Genomic DNA, 22,810 nt, shown 5'->3' on the forward strand with positions numbered 1-22,810 from the left:
AAAGCTATAATACAATACACTATAATCTCGATTTGATTATATCTCTTATACAATTTGTAAGTATCAACTAGAAAGAATAATCATACATATTGTTAAAGCACAGGGACAATTTTTGTAAAACCCATATTACAGCAAACATTATCTTCAGTTCTCCATTATTTTCAGAGATATCTATCACCCTTCTCGCATATACTTCATTGATAAAGTATGTAAGGAAGGGGGGACTATCATGGAAACAAGCATCCGTGTCGAGCAGCTCTGCAAATCCTATCAGGGAACACAGGTTGTTAAAAATATCAGCTTTCAAGTAAAAAAAGGAGAAATCTTCGCCTTTCTGGGGCCAAACAGCGCAGGGAAATCTACAACAATCTCCATTTTGAGCACCTTATTAAAAAAGGATAGCGGGACTGTCATAATCAACGGCTGTCATCTTGGACAGGAGGATGAACGTATTCGATCAGGTATTGGCATCGTCTTTCAAAATAGCGTTTTGGATGATTTGCTAACTGTTAAGCAGAACCTGATCCTGCGCAGTGCCCTGTATCACTTACCATTTAAACAGGCATACCAGCGTGTGCAGAAGCTATGTGAAATATGCAGTCTGCATGACATTATGGAACAGCCGGTAGGAACGCTCTCCGGTGGTCAGCGAAGACGCTGCGATATAGCCAGAGCACTGATTCCGGAACCAGAAATACTCATACTGGATGAGCCGAGCACCGGTCTTGACCCCAAGGCGCGAAAGCAGCTCTGGGACACGATCTGCGCATTGCATAAGGAACGGCATATGAGCGTATTTATGACCACACATTATATGGAGGAAGCAGAAATTGCAGATCATCTGTGTATTATTAAGCAGGGAATCATCATTTTTGATAAGCCTATGCAGGAGGTACATAAGCAGTTTGCCGCAGAGCAGCTGCTGCTCTATCCAGCCAGTAAAGCACAGCTGATTACAGAATTGAACCGACATCATATACCATTTCATGAGCATAACGAGGCTCTTTGCATACAAACAGGCGGTATGCTGAAAACCATGTCTGTTCTGCGCCTTTGCGAACGCTATATTCAGCGTTTTGAAAATCATCCCGGTAATATTGAAGAACTTTATTTGCAAATGCTTCAGGAGGAACAGGCATGATTTCTTTAATAAAACGAAACATACTGCTGTTCTTCAAGGATAAAACCTCGGTATTTTTTTCCTTTATGGCAGTATTTGTCGTGCTGGGACTGTATGTATGTTTTCTCGGTGATATGATGATTCAGCCGTTAAAGCAGGATTTTCCGAATACCGCAAGAGAGCTGAGTGATACCTGGATCATGGCTGGAACGTTGGGAATTGTTTCCCTGACAACCTCTTTAAGTGTACTAGGAATCATTATTGAGGATAAAAGCAAGTCCATACTCAATGACTTTTATATTGCACCGATATCACAGATGAAGGTTACAAGTGCCTATCTGCTCTCCACCATATGTATAACATTTCTGGTATCTGTCGTAACTCTGATTATCGGTGAGCTTTATATTGTGGCTTACGGGGGAACATTTTTAACGCTATCCGCATTGAGTAAGGTGCTGGGCTGTATGCTGCTGTCTATTCTGTCCTGTACCTCTATGCTATTCTTCTTCATGTCCTTTTTCAAAAGCGCAACAGCCTTTAGTAATATAACAACCATCATCGGAACATTATCCGGATTTCTTATGGGCATCTATGTTCCAGTAGGCGCACTCCCTAAGCTGCTGCAAACTGTCATATCACTGTTTCCGCCAAGTCACTGTGCTGCCTTATTTCGCAATATTATGATGGAGGATGTTCTGCAGCGAACCTTTCAGGCCCTTCCACCCGAAGCCCTGAGCGCCTTTAAAAAGCAGTTTGGATTGCTGTACACATACGGGAGCCATACTACGAATATACTGGATAATATTTTGATTATCACTGCTATGGGACTACTGTTTCTTTTGCTTCAGTATGTGAAACAGCGTCGCGATTAAATAAAACTGAAAACAAGCAAAGAGGGCATGCGATGTGAATATCCATATTGTTACGTGGTAAACAAAATGATATCACCGCTACATCTTTGCTTAGCCAGCAGCCTGATCTACCTTCCTATGCGTACGTACATGTCCAAAGGAAGGCTTTTTCTTACCAAGCTCTACCCATCTAGAAAAGCTGCCTGTAATCTTTGCATACTCTTCACATAGCAAAGAAGAAAAACAACTTCGACCATAGAAGAATTTCACAAAAGGAATAAAAGAATATCCTCGAGCGTTTCTGCTTTATCAAAATAAATAGGACAATATGAAGGATACACTGTACTTTGTAAATGACTTCTGTTATTGTTAAGATATAGAGCGTTAATTTGTGATATACTAATTTATACAACATGAAATATTTTGTACAGGAGGATGGAGCAATGGGGATAGAAAAGAGTACACAGGGAAACGGAAACAAGTCAGCGAAGGATAGCATTATGCTGCTGCCTGATGCTATGATGGAAGGCTCGGACATCGCGTTCAGCAAGCACCGGCTGGATGATCATCTTACCTTTATCTGGAGCAATTCTGCCTTTTACAAGCTGATTGGAGTATCAAAAGAAGACTTTTGTTCCCACTTTCCAGGCTTTCAGCAATATTATGAAGCAGATCTTCGTTACCGTTGTGAATTTGACACGCTGCTGCAGAAGCTGCGGGCTGCCCGGGCTGAAGGAAAACAGAGCTGTGAACATCAGCTTCGCTTAAAGGGTGCTTCCTCCTGTATCTGGGTACGAATTACAGCGTTTTTCCACTCTGTTACAGAAACGGATTGTGAGGCTTGTTTTCTGTATACGGATATCAGTGATTTGATTAAGAAACAAAGAGAATTACAGGAGCGGGAGAATAATTTCACATGGATGCTATCGGAGTATGGAGGCAATGTCTATATCAGTGATATGGAAACCTATGAGCTTTTGCATCTGAATACGCATGCATGCAGGACACTGCAGGTTACCGCTGAGCAGGTGCTTGGTAAAAAGTGCTACGAGGTGATACAGGGACGCACCTCCCCATGCCCGTTTTGTACCAATCACAGACTGCAGGTGGATGAAACCTATGAATGGGAATTTTATAATGCGAATTTACAGCGAACCTTTATTATCAAAGACCGCATGCTGAACTGGAAGGGACACAAGGCACGCCTGGAATTATCCTATGATATGTATAGTGCAGAGTATAAACTGGCAAAAAAGGATCAGGAAAGAGAAGCCATATTAAAAACGATACCAGCGGGAATGATCCGTATAGATGCAAGGGATTACCGCTCTGTTTTATGGTACAATGATATATTTTTAAACATGATTGATTATACGAAGGAGCAGTTTGAGGAAGAACTGCACAGCCGTTGTACCTATATGCATCCGGATGACTATAAGCGTGCACAGATACTTGCTCAGGATCTTAAGGAATCCGGGGAGAATGTTGTACTGGAAGCCAGAGCCTATACGCGTTCAAAGCAGGAGCGTATATGGACAATGACATTATGCTATATAAGCGGGGAAGACAGCTGGGATGGCATTCCTTCCTTCTATAGTCTCGGGCTTGACATTACACAGGAACGGAAAAAGCTGGAAACCCTTCAGTCTAAAGCGGAAAAGGATTCTCTAACAGGTATATATAATCGCGCGGAAACTGAAAAGCAGATTAAGAAGTATCTGATTGAAAATCTGCATTCCAAGGGTGCCTTATTCATGATTGATACGGATAATTTCAAGCAGATCAATGATACGGAGGGACACATGGTAGGGGATGTCGTTTTGGCAGAGCTTGCTAATGGAATGAAAAGACTAATGCGTGACAGTGATATCGTAGGCCGCATTGGTGGTGATGAGTTTACCGTTTTCATGAAGGATATATCATCGCGGAAGGATGCTGAGAAAAAAGCACAGGAGCTTCTGCATATGTTTGGACACTTGTTTGACAGTGAAAAAAGTCCGATGAAGGTATCCTGCAGTATCGGTATAGCCTTTTATCCTAGCGACGGACATACCTTTAAGGAATTATATTCCAATGCTGACAAGGCTTTGTATCAGGCTAAAATGCAAGGAAAGAACTGTGTCTTTGTATATGACCGTGAGCTGCTTGAAAGTATGGGAAAGGTGTCTTATTCATCCCTGGGAACGGCTATAGATTCAGAGAAGCGTTATGCAGAAAGCTCGGATAGTCTGACGCGGCTTGTGTTTCGAACGCTTTATCAGACAAAGGATATTGATACAGCAATCTGCAAGGTGCTTGAAGTTGTCGGCAGACAGTTTGATGTGAGCAGAGCCTATGTGTTTGAAAATTCGGATGATAACCGCTATACCTGTAATACGTATGAATGGTGTAACAAAGGGATTGACTCACAAAAAGCGGTTCTGCAGAAGGTCGATTATCATGAGCTGGGAGATTATGAAAAGCTGTTTGGTGATGATTCTATTTTCTATTGCCGGGATATTCACACACTTTCCGAGAAGCAGGAGAAGCTGTTTGCCGATCAGGGAATCCATTCCATACTGCAATGTGCATTTCATGAAAACCATACATTCTCCGGTTTTGTGGGGTTTGATGAGTGTACGGGTCTTCGATTGTGGACACAGGAGGAAATCAGCTCGCTGTCTTTGATTTCACAGATTCTATCAATCTTTTTGCAGCGCAAGAAAACACAGCAGCTTAATCAGGAGATGATTCAATACCAGACAGTTCTCAACAGTCTTGACGAATGTATTTATGTAATTGAAGAAAACACCTCCACTCTGCTGTATGCAAATAAAAAATTCCAGAATGTGTATCCGCATTTCAGAATAGGTATGCCTTGCTTCCGTGATCCAAATGAAGCGCAGAAAATGCCGATTATCTGGAATTATAAACCGGCATTTCTATGTATCAAATAAATATCTGTTCGTTTGAAGGTTTACAGACTTCTGCATTACAGTGCTGTGAGAAAGGTATTGCTTTCATAAAAATAATGAGGATGTATTAGCTTTAGATGCTTAGAATCAGAAGGTTTCAATAATACATCTTTTTCCTATATGACGCTTATAATAAATACGGTTTCGTTATTCTGATTTATTAGCTTTTTTGCTTAGCTCCTGTTCCTAGCTCACAGCTCTATACTGACTATGTTTTTCCTTCAGATGGTTTTACATCACTTGTAAGTCAACGAAACGGCTAACGTAATACGTTTATAATTTCTATATGGCTACTTAGTTCTATAAGAAAAATAGCAGATGTTTTCTTTGAATAGGACACACTGCTGTCATATTCACCATGGTATGATAGCGCCATAAAGGAGGACATATCATGGAAGATAAATATTGTCAGTGTTGTGGAATGCCAATGGGAGATACAAATGAGCTTTACGGTACGGAACAGGATGGTTCCAAGTCAAAGGATTATTGTAAATACTGTTATGAAAACGGGGCTTTTACATCAGATTGCACAATGGAGGAAATGATTGCATTCTGTGTGCCAATCATGGTAAAGGAAAATCCGGCTATGAGCGAGGATACAGCAAGAGAAATGATGCGGCAGTATTTTCCTACGCTAAAGCGGTGGAAAAACTAATTTGGTAAAATGAAAGCGCAGCTTTGGGACTATTTTAAAACCAATAGTACCAGACTGCTGTTTTTATGCATACGATATACAGAGGTGATTATTTGAAAGAGAAAATAGGGTTTATCGGGTTTGGAAGCATGGGGCAGGCACTGGCTGACGGGTTGCTTGCAGCCGGTATTGTAAAAAAGGAGCAGCTGTATGCATGTGCACAGCATTGGGAAAAGCTGAAGCATAATACTGAAATCAGAGGAATGCATGCCTGCAAAACAGCGGAAGATACCATCCTACAAAGTGATATCATCCTTATAGCAATCAAGCCGGATCAAATTCCGGAGGTTTTAGGCTCTGTGAAAGAGCTTCTTTCTGATAAAATTGTCATTTCTCTCGCTGCAGGTATGTTTTATGATACCTATGAGCTGCTGCTATTACCAAAGACACACCATCTGAGTATCATTCCCAATATGCCGGTATCTGTATGTGAAGGAATTATTTTATGGGAACAGCACAATTCACTAAATGCAGCAGAAGCGGCACTTGTAGAAGCGTTATTATCTTCCGTTGCACTCATTGAAAAACTGGATAGCGAACAAATGACCATAGGAGCCACAGTGGCAGGATGCGGGCCTGCATTTGCGGCCATGTTTGTGGAGGCTGTAGGAGATGGAGCGGTTGCGTATGGACTTCCACGGGAAGCAGGGTATCGGTTATGTGAACAAATGCTGACAGGTACTGCAAAGCAGCTGATGGTGCAGGGTATGCATCCTGCTGTTTTAAAGGATCGCGTCAGTGCCCCGAAGGGTACAACTATACAGGGGGTTGCAGAGCTTGAACGGCTGGGGTTTCGCAATACTCTGATTTCAGCAATCAATACAATTGAACAATACCGACTAAAATAAGAGCTGTGAAGGTAACAGCTTCATTTCTCATCTGATTATATATATGATTTATTTTTTACAAGAGAATCGACAATAAGACGCAGTGCAATCCGATATTGGATTGGCTGTGTTTTTTGCACTAATTTTCTCAGGTAGCGATATCTTTTACATAAATCTTTGATAAAGTATAAGGTATACGCCTTTAAGAAACGAAGCGTTTCATGATAAAATTACAATATTTTGTGAAGCTCTTTTATAATGAACCTGCTATAATAAAGGGAATCATAGAAAAGAGGGATTTTATGCTGGAAACAAAGCGGCTAATCCTTCGACCATGGCAGGTTGAGGATGCACAGAGCTGTTACAAATATGCCAAAAATCCGAATATCGGGCCAAAAGCCGGATGGCCGGTGCATGAGAGTGTGGAGAATAGTCGTGAAATTATACGTACTGTATTATCCGCACCAAATACATTTGCGGTTGTATTAAAGGAAACGACGGAACCAATCGGCAATATCAGTCTGATGATCGGAAAACAGAGCAATCTGTCAATAGCAGAAAATGAAGGGGAAATCGGATATTGGATTGGGGAACCATATTGGGGACAGGGATTGATTCCTGAAGCCACAAAAGAGCTGATGCGCTATGGCTTTGTGGACTGTCAGCTAAAAAAGCTATGGTGCGGATATTTTGACGGGAATGATAAATCCAGACGCGTACAGGAGAAATGCGGCTTCCATTATTTGCGCAGTGAGGTCAGGGAATGGCCGTTGCTTCATCAGACCTTGATTGGTCATGTCATGTATCTTACACGCACAGAGTGGGAGCAATCAAATCAAGAAACCAATGCAAGAAACCTATAAATTATAATAAATTCTTCTCATTAACTAATAAATTCCGTCCTTACAAAATGATAAAGCTTTGGATAAATGCGGAATGATGTAAGAATCTTGTAATTATGGCTGCAGCAGAAAAAATTACATGCTGGTAAGCAAAAAAATACAGCTTAGTAGCATTAGCTTTTTAACTAATAGTAATTTTCTATTTTATTATTATAGAAGTATGTTGACATAATGGAATAAATGGTCTGTTTTAAAGGCTCATACGAGAGTAAAAATCTGTAAAAAGGCTCTTGCTAAGAAAAAAGAATCTGCTATAATAAAGGGAATCATAGAAAAGAGTGATTTTATGCTGGAAACAAAGCGGCTAATCCTTCGACCATGGCAGGTTGAGGATGCACAGAGCTGTTACAAATATGCCCAAAATCCGAATATCGGGCCAAAAGCCGGATGGCCGGTGCATGAGAGTGTGGAGAATAGTCGTGAAATTATACGTACTGTATTATCCGCACCAAATACATTTGCGGTTGTATTAAAGGAAACGATGGAACCAATCGGCAGTATCGGTCTGATGATTGGAAAACAGAGCAATCTGTCGATTGCAGAAAATGAAGGGGAAATCGGATATTGGATTGGGGAACCATACTGGGGACAGGGATTGATTCCCGAAGCAACAAAAGAGCTGATGCGCTATGGCTTTGTGGACTGTCAGCTAAAAAAGCTATGGTGCGGATATTTTGACGGGAATGATAAATCCAGACGCGTACAGGAGAAATGCGGCTTTCATTATTTGCGCAGTGACATCAAAGAATGGCCGTTGATTCATCAGACATTGACCGAGCATGTCCTTTTTATTACAAAAGAGGAATGGGAACAGAACAAGCAAGAGGAAGCAACTCGGAAATAGAATGTATTTCTCTGGTAATCCTGTGACATAAAGAGGGCATACCATATGTAAGAAAGCAATAAGTAAAATTAAGATTGTTAAACAAATAGACGAATTCACTTGTGTCGTCTATTTGTTTATGACCATATGTAGAGCAAGCTGTAGGAAACATAAGCTATTCCTTTCCACTCGCTGGTGAAGGAATACTTTTACGGGAGCTAAATCATATAGTTCCTCATCCTTACGCCCTTAGGAATCGCTTCTTTCTAGGCATGAGCATAGCTTTCATTTCTGTCCTTCTAAAACACTGCATACCTGCTTTTTTCCATTATCACTAACCTATGTGCTTCATGAGAAAAGTGGATAAACGATGTTTTCGTATTGACAGATTGTAGATACTTGCATAAAATAAAGGGGAACGGAGTGTGAGAGAATGAGCAAATAGATAATCGACCCTGCAATCGAAATGTTTAAAATAAACTGTTTTCGTATGCGTCAATTATCTGCTTACTGCCTGCTTTTTAAGGAGGCGATGCTCATGCTTATACTAAAGCATATCACAATTCAAGATAGTAAAAAACACACACTGATAGAGGACTTGAATTATTCCCTGGGAAATGACGATAAGGTAGGAATTATCGGCGAGGAAGGGAATGGAAAATCTACCTTGCTGAAAGCAATATACAACCGCAAGCTCATAGAGGATTATGCAGCAGTGAGTGGGATAATAGACACAGACTATAAACAAACAGGATATTTTGAACAGCAGCTTTCCAGCACATGGGAGGATGCTTTTCTTTTTGAATATTTACTGAAGGAGCACAGTAAGGATGAAATCCAGCCGGAACAATACAATGATTTGCAGGGCATGGAAGCACTATGTGCTGAGCTGGGATTAAAAAGTGACTTTCTTTATGGAGAACAGAAAATAAGGACACTGAGCGGCGGTGAAAAGGTGAAGCTGCGTCTTTTAAAGCTCATGATGCGCAAGCCGGATTTGCTTCTTCTCGATGAACCAACGAATGATCTGGATATTCATACATTGCAATGGCTGGAAGCTTTTTTAGTAAACCTGCATATTCCTGTTCTCTTTATTTCCCATGATGAAACACTATTGAATCGCTGTGCAACGGTCATTCTGCATCTGGAACAGCTGAATAAGAAAACGCAGTGCCGGCATACGATTTATCATGGTACGTATTCTGCTTATGTTGAGCAGCGTCTTAACCGTCTGCAAAAGGAAGCTCATGAGGCTTCCCGTCAGCAACGCGAATACCGAAAGAAGAAGCAGAAGCTGAACGATTTTATGAATGCCGTGCATGATGCACAAAATGATACCGTACGCAGTCCGTTTTATGCGGCAGCTTTAAAAACTAAAATGAAAAATCTGAAGGCACAGGAGCATAGACTGGAAAAAGAAGGCTTTGCCCATGCGGACAGTGTTGAAGAAGCGATTGATGTGTATTTTGAAGGGGACGGATTTCCAAAAGGACGCCGTATCCTCGAATACGTGCAAGCTGCATTGAAGATAAACGATAGAATACTGCTTAAAGAAATTCACATATCCCTTTACGGGCAACAGAAAAAGGTGATTGTCGGAGATAATGGCAGCGGAAAAAGTCTGCTTATGAAACAGATTTATGAAAAGCTGCGTACAGTCAATGATATGAAACTGGGCTATATGCCGCAGAATTATGCGGATGCTTTCCTTGAACAGGATACACCTGTAACCTTTCTGCAGGAATCCGGAGATGCCAGGGATGTGACAAGAGCACGAGAGCTGCTTGGAAGAATGAAGTTTACACGGGAAGAGATGGAGCATACGGTTACACAGTTGAGCGAAGGACAAAAGGCTAAACTATACCTGCTTCGTTTCATCAAGTGCGGCTGTAATGTCCTTTTGCTTGATGAGCCAACCCGCAATTTGTCTCCATTGAGCGCACCGGTTGTTCGTCGTATTCTGAAGGATTATACCGGCTGCATTTTGGCAGTATCCCATGACCGGCTGTTCATTCGTGAAGTATTCGACCATGTGCTTTTGATTGAGCAGGGAAGGCTGTATGAGCAGGACACAGACCACTTTCTGGAAGAACTACAGCTTTGATAATTAAATCGTTTACTGTGCAACAGGATTTTCATTTGTTATGGTAAATCGGTAAAAAGAGACAGGCTGTAATGGCTTCTAAATTCACTGCTACAGCTACACTGTATCATATACGAACGATAGGATGACATGAAGCTGTAAGCATTATATAACGTATATAAGGTGATAGGAAAGTAGGAAACATCATGTTAAAACATGAAGGGAAGTCGTAAGCATAGAAAGCTAAACATCATTGACAGAATCAGAAATCTGTGTTGTAATATTTTCGTACAGATAAATGGGGTGCCTACTCATGGCTGAGATCGGATATTGATCCGGGACCCAAGGAACCTGATACGGGTAATGCCGGCGTAGGGATTTTATTGCGAAAGCACAACAGGAGCAGGACTGTTTCTGTTTGTCATCCGAAAGAAATCATGAAAAGCTGACACCGTAGCAGGCGTACAGCTTTTTTACATTTACAGGAGGATAAACAACATGTATACTACACAAATGGATGCTGCAAGACAGCATATCATCACCAGAGAAATGAAGGCTGTCGCTGCTTATGAGCAGATGGAGGAGGAAGAGGTATGCAGACTTGTTGCTGCTGGGCAACTGGTCATTCCGGCGAATAAGCATCATACTTGTCTGAAGCCGTATGGAATTGGGCATATGCTGAAAACCAAAATCAATGTGAATCTGGGGACAAGCAAGGATTGTCTTGATCTTGATATGGAAATGGAAAAGGTACAAAGCGCTGTTGCTATGGGAGCAGAGGCCATCATGGATCTTAGCTCCTTTGGGGACACGCAGACATTTCGCAGAAAGCTGGTGGCAGAGTGCCCGGCAATCCTTGGAACTGTCCCCATCTATGATGCAGTGGTTTATTATAATAAGGCTTTGAAAGATATTACAACACAGGAATGGCTGGATGTATTCCGTATGCATGCAGAGGATGGTGTTGATTTCATGACTATTCACTGTGGTATTAACAAGCAGACTGCATCCCGGTTTAAAAAACAGAAGCGTATGACAAATATTGTTTCACGAGGAGGCTCCATAATCTTTGCATGGATGGAAATCACCGGTAATGAAAATCCGTTTTATGAGCATTTTAATGAAATCCTGCACATATGCAGACAGCATGATGTCACCCTTTCTCTAGGGGATGCCTGCCGTCCTGGCTGTTTAAAGGATGCCGGTGATATAGCACAAATCGAAGAGCTTGTTACTTTAGGGGAATTGACACAGCGTGCATGGGAACAGGATGTACAGGTTATCGTGGAAGGCCCTGGACATATGCCGCTTAACCAGATACAGGCAAATATGGAGCTTCAGAAAACGATCTGTAAGGGGGCACCATTTTACGTATTGGGGCCTATTGTCACTGATGTTGCGCCAGGCTATGATCATATCACGGCTGCTATTGGAGGCGCTTTGGCGGCAACCTATGGCGCCAGCTTCCTATGCTATGTTACACCGGCTGAGCATTTGCGGCTTCCCAATGTGAAAGATGTAAAGGAGGGAATTATCGCCAGTAAAATAGCGGCTCACGCTGCGGATATTGCAAAGGGAGTAAAGGGGGCAATCGACTGGGATCACAGCATGGCAGAGGCACGCGGAAACCTGGATTGGGAAGCAATGTTTTCTCTTTCCATGGATCCGCAAAAAGCCAGGACATATCGGGCACAATCTACACCGGAACGGGAGGATACCTGTACGATGTGCGGTAAAATGTGTGCTATCCGCAACATGAATAAGATTCTGCGAGGAGAAAATGTAGATATCATGGAGGATGAACAGGCAGTACATTAACAGAATGAAAGGGCAACAGATTCTATATGCTTTATACGTTAAGAATTGCTATGCATAATAATATTCTTTCATGCTGAACTAAGAAATAGGATATTATACATATGCAGCAGATCGTATAAATTGAAGACAACGGTGTCTGTACGCGTTCACAGATACCGTTTTCTACATAGGTGCCCCTACATTGTTGAGGGTTCAGTAGGATGTCCATGGAAAGCAAGTATATGCAAGCAGCACAAAGCCTTTTAATCACATGGGGTTAGCAATATATAACCGGTTACGGTAATTGCAGCTCCTGTCGGATATCTTGCCTTTTATTCGCATGAGGTGAGCAATATATAACAGCATGAGGTATACCTACTCTAAACCGAGTGCATAGATCACACTCTCTGTATGCATATGATTAAGCTAAGACGTGAACAGAAGCATACTTGTCCATGAAAGCATTCTTCTACCTATATTATAAGTAATAAATTTCCATATCTTACCACGAGGCAAATTGCATTTACTGTAGTATCATATAGATGCAAGATGCCTGGTTTTTAGATAGAGTTGTTTATAAAGAATTATTTAAAACACTCGGTATTATCATCATTGTATATATGATGTTTGTTTGGAATCTCCTTGTGTAATCAATATTCAGCTATCCGTATCCGGCGGAAAATGAGAGGAAGAAACAGGAGATTATGATTACAATGATAAAAAGAGAAAGGGAAAGTGAGTATCGGTATGGATGAGAAATTTAACTTATTTTTAACAACAGTAGACATGCGTTTTCAGGAGTTTGTTTCAGAGATTCACGAAGAGCTGCTGCGGCAGGGCTGCAAATGTGATATAAAAGAGGCAAAAAGCGGTTATGTAGTCTCTTATATAGAAAAGGAATCAAAACGGACACTAGCCACCTTTGTAAGTCGTAAATCAGGGATGAAGCTACGTGTTTTTGCGGAACATATTCATGCATATCAAAAGCTTCTGAACACCTTCCCGGAAAAGATTAAAAAGGAAATCAGAAAAGCCTCTGTGTGCAAAAGACTGCTCGATCCCAAGGACTGTAATCCGAAATGCAGGATGGGATATACATTTGAAATGGATGAGGTTGTTTATCAAAAATGCCGCTATATGGCTTTTCTGCTTACACTGCATGAGGATAGCAATCCATATATCATGAAGCTGTTGGAAAGTGAGCTGAAGGCTGCAGCATCTCTCGTTTAACATATCCAGCACGTGGAAGCATTGTAAAAATGCGCTCTGTAGTACTTGAAGAAGCCATAGTACCTTGTGGATGCATTTCACCGGCTATGGTTTTTTTCTGCCCTTTTCAAGGATGAACACACATAGTATGAAGCAGTAATTGACTTCAGGTAATAAAAGCTGATGAAGTGTTAATGCAAGTTAAGTGACAGTGTTTTCCTTTTACAAGTAAAGGATACATATATATCAAAAAGGGAAAGCTGCTTCTGGAAATATATGTGCTGAAGCGCTAACGCAATACTGATGTCAGTATTCCCCTTGATAACCCTGCAGCTGTTATCCCGTATGTGCTTGATATCCAAACACGCTCTATGTCCTCTTTAGAGTGCTTTTCTCATACATACAAAGAGATTTCATGACGCTATTAAGAGTACCGCTTCCTACCTGGTTAATATTACATATAATTTGTTGCGCATGCAACTATTATCTGGTATACTATGGTAGTTGTTTTTTATGAGAGGTAAAGCAATGGCACATATCAGTAAACATACTTCAATTGTATATCGCAGCTCACAGGCCTATTTCGATGAGACCCTGGCACCGTATCATATAGGATGCGGACAGCAGTTTTTTCTAATGCGGATTTATGAGCAGCCTGGGATCAGCCAGTTTGAGCTGGCAGAAACAGGAAGCTTCGATAAGGGAACCTGTGCAAGGGCAGTCAAAAAGCTTGAAGAGCTGGGATATCTTCGACGGGAAACAAGAAGCAGTGATCGCAGAAGTGTTCAGCTGTATCTGACACCGCTGGGGGAAACGCTGGTTCCCGTGATCCAGGATATGCTTGCGAATTGGAATAGGTTTCTCTGTCGCACATTGACAGAGCAGGAAAAAAGACAGGCAGAGGAATTGTTGGAACGAATTGCTGAGAATGCGACACTGTATATGAAACGATGAGAGGAAGTGCACAATTATGGAACAAACTATGAAGAAAATGAAAACAAAAAATCCGCTCGGCTATCAGCCGATTGGAAGACTGTTAATGAAATTTGCGATTCCATCTGTCATATCAATGCTGGTCAATGCAGTTTATAACATTGTAGATCAGATATTTATCGGACAGGGAGTCGGTTATCTTGGAAATGCGGCAACAACGGTTGCTTTTCCGATTGTCACAATTATCTTAGCTGTGGGAACGATGCTGGGGGCAGGCGGCAGTGCTTATGCGGCAATCAAGCTAGGGGAGAAAAAGGAAGACGAAGCGGAGAATACACTGGGAAATGTTTTTATACTGCTTGTAGGAATTGGGATTGTTCTGATGGTGGTTGGTCTGGTTTTTCTGGATCCGATTTTGACAATTTTTGGCGCAACACCAAAGAATATGGGCTATGCCAGGGATTATGCGAGTATTATTCTGCTCGGTACAGTATTTAATTTATTGGGGATCGGTCTTAGTAACATGGCACGCTGTGACGGAAGTCCCAATGTTGCAATGTACAGTATGGTGGCGGGTGCTTTATTGAACTGTATACTCGATCCGATTTATATTTTCGTATTTCACTGGGGTGTGAAGGGGGCTGCTATCGCAACCATAACCTCACAGATCATTGCCACTGTGGTACTGCTGTATTACTTTATGCGGAAGGGAAATATGCGGCTGCGTCTGACGCATACCCGTTTGAATCCGACCATATGTAAAATGGCATTTTCTCTGGGGATTTCCAGCTGCATTACGCAGCTATCCTCTACTATTTTGCAGATTGCAATGAATAATTCTCTTGTATATTATGGAAATCAAACGACGGTTACAGGAGATGTAGCGTTATCTGCGATGGGGATCGTTATGAAGATATCTATGATTATCGTTTCCATCTGTATCGGAATCGGTATCGGAGCACAGCCGATTCTGGGCTTCAACAGAGGAGCCAATCAGCCAAAGCGCATAAAGCGGTGTTACCGCTTGGCCAGCAATACGGCAACTGCAGTTACTACGGTTGGCTGGGCGATGTTCATGTTGATTCCGCATATCATTTTGATGCTGTTTGGAAGTGCGGATGCTAATTTTACAAGCTTTGCAATCAAGGCTATGCGAATTTTTGATCTTGGTGTATTTTGTGCAGGCTTTCAGGTGACATCAACCTCATATTTTCAGGCAACCGGACAGCCGATGAAGGCAAGTATCCTGTCTTCCCTGCGACAGCTTGTGCTGCTGATTCCATTGATCCTGATTCTGCCGCTGCATTTCGGTTTGGATGGAATCCTGTACGCCGGGCCGATTGCGGATATCACGAGTGCTGTTATCATTTTCTTCTTTATCCATCATGAAATGAAAAAGCTGGATGTGCAGATAGCCCAGGAGACTGGTGAGGAGCTTGGCGTGTACAGTGAGACACTTGCCTGATTTCTATATAGCAAATAAAGATGCTTCGGCATCTTTTTTTTACTACATCTAAGAATTCTTCCACACTATAGAAAAGATATGAGCGACTATAAGAAATCGGATAAAAAATTCGGATATATGTGGCAGATATGAAACAGCTTTACGTTAACAGCTCTATTCAGGATAGCGTTTTCATAGTATAATAACAGTAATAAAAACAATAGAAACCTGACAAATAAAGGCTTATTTGAGATTGTTAAAAAATGTCATGCACTGCTGTGCCAAACATGAATTTCATTTCGTTGTTTTTCCTCACTCCCCCTTTTATACTGTAAGTGTAAAGAGGAAAGGTTTACAGAAAGAAGGGAACTAATTATGAAAGAAAACGTACAAAGGTTTGGCCGCTTCCTAAGTGGAATGGTCATGCCCAACATCGCAGTATTCATCGCCTGGGGATTTATTACTGCATTATTTATTCCAACCGGCTGGCTGCCGAATGAAACACTTGCACAGATGGTTGCGCCAATGCAGCGCTTCCTGTTGCCGACATTGATTGCCTATACCGGAGGTAAGATGGTATATGATGTTCGAGGTGGTGTGGTTGGTGCCGCTGCTGCAATCGGTATTCTGGCAGGAACGGAGGATCCGATGTTCATCGGTGCTATGATTGCAGGGCCTTTAGGCGGCTGGCTGATGAAAAAGGTCGATGGAATATTTGAAGGAAAGATTCCGGCTGGCTTTGAGATGCTGGTTAATAATTTCTCAGCCGGTATTCTTGGAGCACTGCTTGCCGTATTCGGATGTCTGGCAATCGAACCGCTTTGTGTGGGAATCAAGGATGTTCTGGTAGTATGTGTTGACTTTCTGGTAAAACGAAGTCTGCTGCCGCTCACCTCACTGTTTGTAGAGCCGGCGAAGATTCTGTTTCTAAATAATGCGATCAACCATGGTGTCTTTACACCACTGGGAATGGATCAGGTGGCGGAAGCCGGTAAGTCGATTTTCTTCCTGATCGAAGCTAATCCTGGGCCTGGTCTGGGTCTGTTGCTGGCTTACAGCTTCTTTGGTAAAGGGGCAGCCAAAAGCAGTGCGCCAAGTGCGGTTATCATTCATTTCCTGGGAGGTATTCATGAAATCTATTTCCCATATGTACTAATGAATCCGCTGACAGTTCTGGCTGTTATGGCAGGTGGTATGTCCGGTGTCTTTATCAACAGCGTCTTTAACTCCGGACTGGTGTCCGCAGCATCTCCGGGAAGTATCATTGCCATTTTGGGTATGTGTGCCAAGGATAGCTATATCGGTGTGATACTAAGCGTCGTTGTTGCCGCAGCCGTATCCTTTATCATTGCCTCCTTCATTTTGAAATTCAGCAATAAAAACACAGATGCTGCTGCACTGGAGGAAGCCAGTGCTGCAATCAGCTCTATGAAGAAGGAAGCAAAGGGAACAAAGCCGTCCGGGACGGTAAGTAAAATCGTATTCGCTTGTGATGCCGGTATGGGAAGCAGTGCCATGGGGGCAACTACACTGACAAAGAAGCTGAATGCAGCTGGTATGAACGTTACGGTAGAGCATTTTGCACTGGATGATGTACCAAAGGATACAGAGGTCATCGTAACACATAAATCACTTGTGGAGCGGGCAAAGAGCCGCTGTCCGCATGCAATGATCTTTCCTATCACCAACTTTATGGGTGGCAAGGAATATGATGAAATTGTCGCAGAGCTTACTAAATAAATAACATCATAGAAAGGAAATAACGATATGATATACTCGTCACGTTTAAAGAAAATATTACAGATCACATTGGAAGCAGACGGGTATGTCAGGGTGGAGGAGCTTGCCAAACGATTGAAGACCAGCTCTCGCACCATTTTCAGAGAGCTTCAGCATATCGATGAGGAGCTGAAGGAATATCATGTCCGGATGATATCAAAAGCCGGAAAGGGAATCTGTATGGAAGGGTCTGCAGAGGATAAGGAAGCGTTGTATCACGAATTAAATACCGAGCAGATTCAGTATCTGAATAAAGAGGAACGCCAGCATCTTCTGATCTTTGAGCTGCTTAGAAGCGATGAGGTACAAAAGCTGCTGCATTACGGTGCCTTGTTTCAGGTAAGTGAGGCAACGATATCAAATGATTTAGACAGTATAGAGCCGTGGTTTTCACAGCATGATTTATCATTGATCCGCAAGCCGGGCGTCGGTGTTGAGGTTCAGGGAGAGGAAGCGGTACTGCGCAAGGCGATGACACAGATTTTACAGGAGCATTTGCAAAAGCAGGAAAGCTACGGACGTGTAAATTTTCTGGATACCTCGACGCTGCTGAGTGAAATCTTTCTCCATCAGGATGCCGGGATTCTGAATATGCTGAATCAGGATATTCTAAAACGTATCCTTGAGGTATTCCACACCAATCAGCACGAACTGAATCTTGATCGTTACGCACAGGCATCCTATATCGGTCTGATTATTCATCTTGTTATTGCCGTGGAGCGGATATTGAAAAACGAGGAGCTGAAGGAAAGCGGTGATGTGGTTGCCATGGTACAGGATGATGCCAGCTACCAGCAGGCACAGCAAATGGCTGCCGTACTTGAAATGGAATTTGATATTGATATTCCGGAGGTTGAAATTGCCTTTATCGCTCTGCATATCCGCGGCGCTAAAATCAGCCGTGTGGAGTATGCGAACAGCGATGATACGAATTTGCAGCAGCTGCGGGATATTCTGTATGCCATGCTGCAGACCTATGATGAGGAAAAACGCTATCTGCTGCTGGAGGATGAAGAGCTCTTTCAGGGACTTCTCACACATCTTTCACCAACAATCACACGGCTTCAGCATGATCTCCCTATTTATAATCCGCTGCTTTCCCAGATTCAAAGAGAATATAAGGAATTGTATGAGCAGACAAAGCGGGCATGCACTGTTTTGGAAAAATATTGCGGTGTTGCAGTCAGTGATGCAGAAGCAGGGTTTATCACCATGCATATCGGAGCTTCCCTAGAACGCGGGAAGCATACAGCAGCGTATCGCCGTGTTATACCGATTGGTGTCGTATGTGCCAGCGGTATAGGTGTGAGTGCCATGCTGTCGGCTAGAATTCAGAAAAGCTTTCATCCAGATGTCCGCCTGCAGGTGCTGTCCATGGAGGATGTGCTGCAGCATGCCTATGAGGATACGGAGCTGCTTGTTTCCACCTTTGCCCTGGATGTTACCGACCGGCAGGTTATCGTAGTGACTCCTCTGCTCAATCAGCAGGATATCCAGCATATACGTCTTGCACTCAAAAAACTTCAGGAACTACCGGAACCTGTAAAAAAAGCATCACAGCCAATCAGCGATTTCCGTGTACAGCTTCAGCTGCTTCATAAAATTAGTGAAGAAAGCCTATTGCTGCTCGACCATATTCACCTGCATACCACGCAGCAGACAACGCTGTCAGATATCCTGATGGAAAGTGCGCAATATCTGGGGCGTGATGAGATTACAGCAGGGCAGATTCGCGAAGACTTACAAAAGCGGGAAGCGATGGGCTCAGTGATTATGCAGGATTTGCATTTCGCATTGCTGCATGCGTTGACACCTGGTGTGGATCATATGGAGATACTTCTGCAATATCCCCAGACGGCATGGGATGAAGACCTGCACAATCTGAAATTTGTTGCGGTCATGGTACTGCATACTGAATCCAGTAGGATACGCAAGGAGCTGCTGTCTGTCTTTTCCAGAGGATTGGTGGAATCCGAGCCGCTGTTACATGCGGTAATTGCTCAGGACCAACAAAAGATAGAGGAAGCGCTGAGTCAGCTGATTATGGATTATATTGATACAGCAGTTGCACTGTAGAAAGGAATTCTTATGGGACTATTTCATAAAACAAGAGACCGACCTGCCCTGGAGGATCTGCACATTTACTTTGTCTGTGATGCCGGAATGGGAAGCAGTGCAATGGCCGCAAGCCAGCTGCAGAAAAAACTGAAAGCACATGGCATTATCTGCCGCGTGAAAAACTGTGCTATTGACGAAGTACCCGAGGATGCACAAATCCTGGTATCCCACAGTAATTTTACACAACGCATACAAAAACAGTTCCCGGATGTCCGCTGCTATAGCGTGCAGGGATTCATGAATGATGAAGAATATGAACAAATCGTGGAGGATATTATGATATTCAGAAAGAAAAAGGAAGAGAAGAAAAACAATATACTGGAAAAAAGCAATATTATGTTAAATTGCCATGCTGACAGCAGTGATGAGGCGATTATTGCGATGGGAAAGCTGTTGAAGGCTTCCGGCTATATCGAAGAAGGCTATATTCAGGGAATGCTGAACAGGGATCACTCCTTGACCACCTATATCGGAAACGATATCGCAATTCCGCATGGGGAATACGAAGTCAAGGATTGTGTAAAAAAGACAGGAATTGCCGTCATGATTTACCCGGAGGGAATCAAATGGGCGGATGGAAATGTCCGTATCGTGATTGGTATTGCAGCGAAAAATGATGATCACATGGCAATTTTGGCTAACATCGCAGAAAAGCTTGGTGAAATGGAAATGGTGGAAAAGGTCGTCACAGGCGATGTGGATACAATTTACGATATTCTGGCAGGTGATGTGGAATGATTCTTACAGTAACCTTCAATCCTGCAATTGATAAGACCGCTGAGGTCGATGTCCTAATACCGCAGGGCTTAAACCGCCTGAAAAATGTGATGCAGGACGCCGGCGGAAAGGGTGTCAATGTTTCCAAAACCATTCAGGCTCTGCATGGGAAAAGTATCGCCACAGGCTTTCTGGCAGGTTCAGCGGGAGAGTATATCCAAAAGGTGCTGGACGAATTGCATATTGAAAACGATTTTGTTTGGGTGGAAGGCATGACCCGCACGAATCTGAAGGTTTTGGATCATGATATGGAATTGACAGAGCTCAATGAAGCAGGCCCTGTGATTACAGAAACAGAAATTAAGCAGCTGAAAGAAAAAATCTTATCACTGATCAAACCGGATGATCTGGTCGTTTTAAGCGGCAATGTGTCCTATGGTGTCCGTAAGAATATTTACAGAGAGCTGATTGAGCTGGTCAAACAGCAGGGTGCCCGTGTTGTTCTGGATGCGGATGGAGAGCTGTTCGCAGAAGGAATACAGGCAAAGCCCTATGTTATCAAGCCAAACAAATATGAGCTTGCGACCTATTTCGGTATTTCGCAGGAATGCTCCAATGAGGAAATCATATCCCTGGCGAGAACCCTGTTAAATGACGAATGCCGCCTGGTTGTTGTCTCTATGGGAAAGGAAGGCAGTATCTTCCTGAGTAATGCCGGTATTTATCAGGCAGAGGCATTACATATTCAGGCACATTCCAGTGTGGGGGCAGGGGATGCCATGGTCGCAGCCATCGCTTACGCCCTGGAACAGAACTATGATATGGAACAGCTCATTGCACTTGCGGTAGCCTGCAGTGCGGGAGCTGTTACGACAAAAGGCACGCAGCCTGCAGATCAGGCAGTGGTTGATACATTGATGAAGCAGGTTATAATTCAGAAACTGGAGGAAATTTGATATGAAAACAAAAGCAGTACGTCTGTATGGCGTTGATGATATTCGCTTAGAGGAGTTTGAGCTACCGCAGATCAGGGATGATGAAATTCTTGTCAAGGTTGTCAGTGACAGCATCTGTATGTCAACCTGGAAAACGGTAAAACAGGGGGCAAAGCACAAACGTGTTCCCGATGATGTATACGATCATCCGATTATCATCGGACATGAATTTGCAGGAGATATCGTGCAGGTAGGGAAGAAATGGCAGGATCAGTTTCAGCCCGGACAGAAATTTGCACAGCAGCCTGCAATTCCGGGACAGATGGAAAGTCCTGGCTATTCCTATCAGTGGTGCGGCGGGGATACACAGTATTGTATCTTTCCAAATGATATCATTGAAGCCGGCTGTCTTTGGACCTTTGAAGGTGACGGCTATTTCGCAAGCAGTGTCGCAGAGCCTGTAAGCTGTGTAATCGGCGGCTATCATACAAACTATCACACAGTTCCTGGTACCTATGAGCATGTGATGGGGACGAAAACAGGGGGAAATATCATCATCCTGGGAGGCTGCGGCCCGATGGGGCTGGGCGCAATCAGCTATGGTCTTACCTTTGAGAACAAGCCAAAGCGAATCGTGGTAACGGAAATCAATGATGAGCGTATCAATCGCGCAAGGGAGGTTATCAGCGAGGAGGAAGCGGCTGCACACGGTGTTGAACTGATTTATGTAAATACTGCTACCATGCAGGATCAGGTTAAGGAGCTGCTGGAGCTGACAGATGGAAAGGGATACGATGATGTATTCGTATATATTCCAAACCGCGGAGTATGTGAAATGGGAAACAGCATCATGGCATATGATGGCTGTATGAATCTGTTTGCAGGCCCTACAGATATGAAATTCTCATCTATGATCAATCTGTATGACTGTCATTATTCCAGAAGTAAAATTATCGGGTCCACCGGAGGAACGATTGATGACATGAAGGAAGCGATTGAAAAGGAAGCAAAAGGACTGATTAAATCTGCGGTCATGATTACACATGTCGGTGGTTTGGATTCTGTTGTGGAAACGACGAAGAATCTGCCGGAGGTACCAGGTGGAAAGAAGCTGGTATATACGCATATTAACATGCCGATGACAGCGATTGATGATTTTGGTAAGCTGGGGGAAAGTGACCCGTTCTTCAAAGAGCTGGATGCCGTATGCAAAAAGAACAAGGGCTTATGGAGTGCAGAGGCAGAGAATATGCTGCTGAAGCACTTTCAGTAACGAATAAAGTACGAATATATGAATAGGAAATAACCGGGAGATTTTCCCGGCTTTTCTGTATGGAAAAGCTATATGCGTCTATCTTCAGGTAACGCTGGAACGCATAGGAATTAGGATTGATTCAGGTTGCCTAAGTCTTGTGCTGGTTATTGCAGTTCTACATATAGGAAATGAGATCAAAGTGTAACAGCTCGCTGTCACAGGCAAGCACTTAATAGTGATGGAGAAAGTGTGTGGACGGGTATAAACAGATTTGAACCAAAAATTTTTATACCTGCTTTTATGTTTTTTCTGAGCATCTGCTTTTTTATTGATTTTAAAATTATGGCACAGAATTATAAAGAATGCTTT

At 42.9% G+C, this 22,810-nt stretch carries 17 protein-coding genes and 1 riboswitch; all 17 genes read left to right on the forward strand.

Annotation, left to right across the window (positions count from 1 at the left end):
• Positions 1-229 precede the first annotated feature (229 nt).
• The 17 genes from GKZ87_05570 to GKZ87_05650 all read left to right on the forward strand — a co-directional run bounded on the left by GKZ87_05570 (position 230) and on the right by GKZ87_05650 (position 22,459).
• Positions 230-1,141 (forward strand): ATP-binding cassette domain-containing protein, encoded by a 912-nt coding sequence (locus GKZ87_05570; GenBank protein QSI24989.1) that lies wholly within the window; start codon positions 230-232, stop codon positions 1,139-1,141.
• On the forward strand, positions 1,138-1,992 hold the full coding sequence (locus tag GKZ87_05575) for an ABC transporter permease (GenBank protein QSI24990.1): 855 nt from the start codon (positions 1,138-1,140) through the stop codon (positions 1,990-1,992). The genes GKZ87_05570 and GKZ87_05575 overlap by 4 nt, the downstream gene beginning before the upstream one ends.
• A 422-nt stretch (positions 1,993-2,414) precedes the next feature.
• The gene (locus tag GKZ87_05580) at positions 2,415-4,907 is read left to right on the forward strand and encodes a diguanylate cyclase (protein ID QSI27895.1); all 2,493 of its coding nucleotides are present in this window, start codon (positions 2,415-2,417) and stop codon (positions 4,905-4,907) included.
• Positions 4,908-5,316: 409 nt separating this feature from the next.
• On the forward strand, positions 5,317-5,580 hold the full coding sequence (locus tag GKZ87_05585) for a transcriptional regulator (GenBank protein QSI24991.1): 264 nt from the start codon (positions 5,317-5,319) through the stop codon (positions 5,578-5,580).
• Positions 5,581-5,645: 65 nt separating this feature from the next.
• Entirely contained in the window at positions 5,646-6,467 is an 822-nt protein-coding gene (gene proC, locus GKZ87_05590; GenBank protein QSI24992.1) for a pyrroline-5-carboxylate reductase, read from the forward strand.
• 281 nt (positions 6,468-6,748) lie between these two features.
• Positions 6,749-7,309 (forward strand): GNAT family N-acetyltransferase, encoded by a 561-nt coding sequence (locus GKZ87_05595; protein QSI27896.1) that lies wholly within the window; start codon positions 6,749-6,751, stop codon positions 7,307-7,309.
• A 325-nt stretch (positions 7,310-7,634) separates the two neighbouring features.
• Positions 7,635-8,192: a GNAT family N-acetyltransferase gene (locus GKZ87_05600; protein QSI24993.1), complete on the forward strand. Its 558-nt coding sequence runs from the start codon at positions 7,635-7,637 to the stop codon at positions 8,190-8,192.
• A gap of 517 nt (positions 8,193-8,709) precedes the next feature.
• Positions 8,710-10,275, forward strand: coding sequence for an ATP-binding cassette domain-containing protein (locus tag GKZ87_05605; protein ID QSI24994.1), 1,566 nt, complete (start codon positions 8,710-8,712; stop codon positions 10,273-10,275).
• A gap of 268 nt (positions 10,276-10,543) precedes the next feature.
• Positions 10,544-10,650, forward strand: a riboswitch (TPP riboswitch).
• A gap of 102 nt (positions 10,651-10,752) precedes the next feature.
• Complete coding sequence (thiC, locus tag GKZ87_05610) at positions 10,753-12,072, forward strand: phosphomethylpyrimidine synthase ThiC (protein QSI24995.1); 1,320 nt, start codon at positions 10,753-10,755, stop codon at positions 12,070-12,072.
• A 726-nt stretch (positions 12,073-12,798) separates the two neighbouring features.
• Positions 12,799-13,281 (forward strand): hypothetical protein, encoded by a 483-nt coding sequence (locus tag GKZ87_05615; GenBank protein ID QSI24996.1) that lies wholly within the window; start codon positions 12,799-12,801, stop codon positions 13,279-13,281.
• 507 nt (positions 13,282-13,788) lie between these two features.
• Complete coding sequence (locus GKZ87_05620) at positions 13,789-14,214, forward strand: MarR family transcriptional regulator (protein ID QSI24997.1); 426 nt, start codon at positions 13,789-13,791, stop codon at positions 14,212-14,214.
• A 16-nt stretch (positions 14,215-14,230) separates the two neighbouring features.
• Positions 14,231-15,658, forward strand: coding sequence for an MATE family efflux transporter (locus GKZ87_05625; GenBank protein ID QSI24998.1), 1,428 nt, complete (start codon positions 14,231-14,233; stop codon positions 15,656-15,658).
• A gap of 354 nt (positions 15,659-16,012) precedes the next feature.
• The gene (locus GKZ87_05630) at positions 16,013-17,377 is read left to right on the forward strand and encodes a PTS mannitol transporter subunit IICBA (protein ID QSI24999.1); all 1,365 of its coding nucleotides are present in this window, start codon (positions 16,013-16,015) and stop codon (positions 17,375-17,377) included.
• A gap of 27 nt (positions 17,378-17,404) precedes the next feature.
• Positions 17,405-19,492, forward strand: a complete 2,088-nt coding sequence (locus GKZ87_05635; GenBank protein ID QSI25000.1) for a PRD domain-containing protein — start codon at positions 17,405-17,407, stop codon at positions 19,490-19,492.
• Between the two features lie 12 nt (positions 19,493-19,504).
• Positions 19,505-20,272, forward strand: a complete 768-nt coding sequence (locus tag GKZ87_05640) for a PTS mannose transporter subunit IIA (protein QSI25001.1) — start codon at positions 19,505-19,507, stop codon at positions 20,270-20,272.
• Entirely contained in the window at positions 20,269-21,207 is a 939-nt protein-coding gene (gene pfkB, locus GKZ87_05645; GenBank protein QSI25002.1) for a 1-phosphofructokinase, read from the forward strand. The genes GKZ87_05640 and pfkB overlap by 4 nt, the downstream gene beginning before the upstream one ends.
• Before the next feature lies 1 nt (position 21,208).
• Positions 21,209-22,459 carry an alcohol dehydrogenase catalytic domain-containing protein gene (locus tag GKZ87_05650; GenBank protein ID QSI25003.1) on the forward strand — a complete coding sequence of 417 codons (1,251 nt, stop codon included), beginning with the start codon at positions 21,209-21,211 and terminating at the stop codon, positions 22,457-22,459.
• Positions 22,460-22,810 lie beyond the last annotated feature (351 nt).

This window comes from Erysipelotrichaceae bacterium 66202529, assembly GCA_017161075.1.
In the GTDB taxonomy this organism is placed as follows: domain Bacteria; phylum Bacillota_I; class Bacilli_A; order Erysipelotrichales; family Erysipelotrichaceae; genus Clostridium_AQ.

What these genes read in the sequence shown, in the direction of transcription:
- GKZ87_05640 (QSI25001.1), top strand. Translation starts at nt 19,505, where the DNA reads ATGGGACTATTTCATAAAACAAGAGACCGACCTGCCCTGGAGGATCTG.
- GKZ87_05575 (QSI24990.1), top strand. Translation starts at nt 1,138, where the DNA reads ATGATTTCTTTAATAAAACGAAACATACTGCTGTTCTTCAAGGATAAA.
- GKZ87_05605 (QSI24994.1), top strand. Translation starts at nt 8,710, where the DNA reads ATGCTTATACTAAAGCATATCACAATTCAAGATAGTAAAAAACACACA.
- GKZ87_05570 (QSI24989.1), top strand. Translation starts at nt 230, where the DNA reads ATGGAAACAAGCATCCGTGTCGAGCAGCTCTGCAAATCCTATCAGGGA.
- GKZ87_05635 (QSI25000.1), top strand. Translation starts at nt 17,405, where the DNA reads ATGATATACTCGTCACGTTTAAAGAAAATATTACAGATCACATTGGAA.
- GKZ87_05615 (QSI24996.1), top strand. Translation starts at nt 12,799, where the DNA reads ATGGATGAGAAATTTAACTTATTTTTAACAACAGTAGACATGCGTTTT.
- GKZ87_05650 (QSI25003.1), top strand. Translation starts at nt 21,209, where the DNA reads ATGAAAACAAAAGCAGTACGTCTGTATGGCGTTGATGATATTCGCTTA.
- GKZ87_05595 (QSI27896.1), top strand. Translation starts at nt 6,749, where the DNA reads ATGCTGGAAACAAAGCGGCTAATCCTTCGACCATGGCAGGTTGAGGAT.
- GKZ87_05585 (QSI24991.1), top strand. Translation starts at nt 5,317, where the DNA reads ATGGAAGATAAATATTGTCAGTGTTGTGGAATGCCAATGGGAGATACA.
- GKZ87_05580 (QSI27895.1), top strand. Translation starts at nt 2,415, where the DNA reads ATGGGGATAGAAAAGAGTACACAGGGAAACGGAAACAAGTCAGCGAAG.
- GKZ87_05620 (QSI24997.1), top strand. Translation starts at nt 13,789, where the DNA reads ATGGCACATATCAGTAAACATACTTCAATTGTATATCGCAGCTCACAG.
- GKZ87_05600 (QSI24993.1), top strand. Translation starts at nt 7,635, where the DNA reads ATGCTGGAAACAAAGCGGCTAATCCTTCGACCATGGCAGGTTGAGGAT.
- GKZ87_05625 (QSI24998.1), top strand. Translation starts at nt 14,231, where the DNA reads ATGGAACAAACTATGAAGAAAATGAAAACAAAAAATCCGCTCGGCTAT.
- pfkB (QSI25002.1), top strand. Translation starts at nt 20,269, where the DNA reads ATGATTCTTACAGTAACCTTCAATCCTGCAATTGATAAGACCGCTGAG.
- thiC (QSI24995.1), top strand. Translation starts at nt 10,753, where the DNA reads ATGTATACTACACAAATGGATGCTGCAAGACAGCATATCATCACCAGA.
- GKZ87_05630 (QSI24999.1), top strand. Translation starts at nt 16,013, where the DNA reads ATGAAAGAAAACGTACAAAGGTTTGGCCGCTTCCTAAGTGGAATGGTC.
- proC (QSI24992.1), top strand. Translation starts at nt 5,646, where the DNA reads ATGCATACGATATACAGAGGTGATTATTTGAAAGAGAAAATAGGGTTT.